Annotated in this window: 2 protein-coding genes; both read right to left on the bottom strand. The window is 41.7% G+C overall.

From position 1 onward, the window contains the following. Positions 1-90 precede the first annotated feature (90 nt). Positions 91-822 carry an IS21-like element helper ATPase IstB gene (gene istB / locus BUB91_RS20580; protein ID WP_073101320.1) on the bottom strand — a complete coding sequence of 244 codons (732 nt, stop codon included), beginning with the start codon at positions 820-822 and terminating at the stop codon, positions 91-93. Positions 823-846: 24 nt separating this feature from the next. Further along, on the bottom strand, positions 847-2,370 hold the full coding sequence (gene istA / locus BUB91_RS20575; protein WP_254796119.1) for an IS21 family transposase: 1,524 nt from the start codon (positions 2,368-2,370) through the stop codon (positions 847-849). Positions 2,371-2,544: the final 174 nt, after the last annotated feature.

Below are 2,544 nucleotides of genomic sequence, written 5' to 3'. Positions count from 1 at the left end.
TGGATAAGCCGGTCAAAGTGAACCACGTTCGCCGGATGAAAGTGAGCATAGCAAACTAAGTACTGGAAGTCGATTCCTTTGTGGTTAAATTTACTCTTTATTTTTCAGTTTTTTTCTCATGGATTCTCCTTTGATATCGATCCTGTGGGCGGTGTGTACCAATCGATCTAATATAGCATCGGCAATGGTTTGCTCTCCTATAATGTCGTGCCAGGCTTCGACAGGTAATTGAGAGGCGATTATAGTTGACTTTTTTCCGTGTCTGTCTTCGATGATCTCCATAAAAGAGTGTCTGTTTATGTTGTCCAGACCTTTAAGACCGAAGTCGTCAAGAATAAGCAGATCTTGCTTTTCAATTCTATCAATTTGCTTGGCATAAGAGCCATCTGCTTTTGATGTTTTGAGCATCGTAAATAGTTTAGTAGTGTTGAAGTACAGTACCTTGTACCCTAAGGAACAAGCCTGATGGCCGATGGCTGATACCATATAGCTCTTGCCTGCGCCCGTGCTTCCTGTAATGAGTATATTATCATTCTGAGCTACAAAGTCACAGCTGGCAAAACGCTGTATCTGGTTTTTATTGATCTTCCTTGATGGATCATAATCAATGTTCTCCATTAGGGCGCTATACCTAAACCTGGCCGATCTGGTTAAACGCTCTATCTTACGGTTGTGCCTGTCGTCCCACTCCGATTGTATCAGGTAAGCGATCAGCTCGTCATTGGTGTAGTCGATACTCTGGGAGGACAGACTGGTGTTAAAGGCTCTGAGCATCCCGTGCAGCCTTAATTGTTTCATCTGTTCTAATGTTTGTGTATTCATTTCTGTAGTTTTAATGTTCCTGTTTTATTTGTAATAATGACCGCCCCTGATGTTATGGTGATTGGGTATGTCTATTTCTGATTCGGTATCCTCATCTAAAGAGTCCCATCCATTTTTAAGAATGCGTTCGATGATATTATAATTGTATGCCCCGTAGTCTAAGGCTCTTTTACAGGCGTTTTCCAACCGTGCATTACCTACTTTTTTAGTCAGGTGTAAAACGCCCAGACAAGATTTATAGGATTGCTCGGGATGTTGTTTCTTGTCAAGTATCTTAATTATATATTCTTTACAGTTCATACCAATATGCTCAGCCCATGCAATGAACTTCTCGCTACTCCATTCACTTATAAAGCGGTGGTGCGAGGGCATGTGTTCCTTAATGGTGGTGTAGGCATATTTCTTCCTTTCCCTGGGGTGTGCTGCTAATCGTTCAAGTTTATAGAATATCTCGACCAGGCTGTCGGAGTAGATGATCTTAATACGCTTTCCTATATGTCTATAGGGTACGCTGTAATAGTGTTTATCTTTACTTAAGTAGATATGGCTGTTCTTATGCACGGTGCCATTGGCGTAGGATTTGACCTCATACCTTTTTGAAGGTAAAGGCTTTAACTCTTGCTTTTCTACTTCTTTGAATAATGAATATCGTGAGTACTCCCTACCCCTAAAGGACATTTTATTGTGGGTTTCCAACAGCGCGGCTATGGCCACATTGATCTCGGGTATGCTATGGAAGGTTTGATGACGTAATGGGGCAAAAACCCGTGTATAAATAATACGTACGGCATTCTCAACTATCGCTTTGTCTCTGGGTTTATACGCTCTGGTGGGCAATACGGCAGTTTCGTAATACTCGGCAAAGTCAGCAAAAGTTTCGTTGACTTTGGGTTCGTAACTACTGCTTTGGGTAACTGCCGACCTAAGGTTGTCAGGTACTAAAGCCTGCGGTACACCACCATAAAACCAGAGTGCGTTCTCTACGCTCTGTATAAAATCTTCCTTCTTCTGGCTCGCACTGGCTTCTACATAGGTATATTGGCTACTGCCCAGTACACATACAAACACTTCCAGATTTTGTAACTCTCCCGTATGACGGTCTACAATGGTAAGTTTCTTGCCTGTGTAATCAATAAAGAGTTTATCACCCGCTTTATGGGTAAAGTGCATAACAGGAGACACTTCTTTGGTCCATTCATTATACCAATATTTGAACTGTGATATCTTAAAGCCATCAGGATGTTTCGCGTAATATTCCTGCCAAAGAAGTTGTCTGGTCACTCCCGTTTTACGCAGTTCCTTGTCAAAATAAGGGAAGTACTTTTCTAATGTTAATAGCTGCTCGCTTTTTGGTTTTTGGTCTGATTTGAATAGTTTATGCAGCTCTTCCAGAGTCATTGAAGAGACCTCATAATCTGTAAGCTGGTAGCGCTTGAAAAAAGCAATGTATTTGCTAATGGTGTTGCGTGATAGGCCTAACCTTGAACTTATCTGCCGCTTGCTTACGCCCTCGCTGTAGAGCTTGAATATCTGTTTTACTTTTCGCATATCTATTTGTTTATTGGCCATCGTCTTTTTAGCAAAAAAAGACATTTGACTTTTTACAAATAGAATCGACTTTCTAGTGGTTCACTTTGGCCCGGCGAAGACGGCTCACATTGACCCGATTTAGGTGGTTCACTTTAGCCCGGCGAAGGTGGTATACTATGCCCGATTTTTGCA

The organism is Leeuwenhoekiella marinoflava DSM 3653, from assembly GCF_900129005.1.
In the GTDB taxonomy this organism is placed as follows: Bacteria; Bacteroidota; Bacteroidia; order Flavobacteriales; family Flavobacteriaceae; genus Leeuwenhoekiella; species Leeuwenhoekiella marinoflava.
The sequence above is the reverse complement of the archived record's forward strand: the minus strand, read 5'-3'. Positions and strand labels throughout refer to the sequence as shown.

What these genes read in the sequence shown, in the direction of transcription:
- istB (WP_073101320.1), bottom strand. Translation starts at nt 822, where the DNA reads ATGAATACACAAACATTAGAACAGATGAAACAATTAAGGCTGCACGGG.
- istA (WP_254796119.1), bottom strand. Translation starts at nt 2,370, where the DNA reads ATGCGAAAAGTAAAACAGATATTCAAGCTCTACAGCGAGGGCGTAAGC.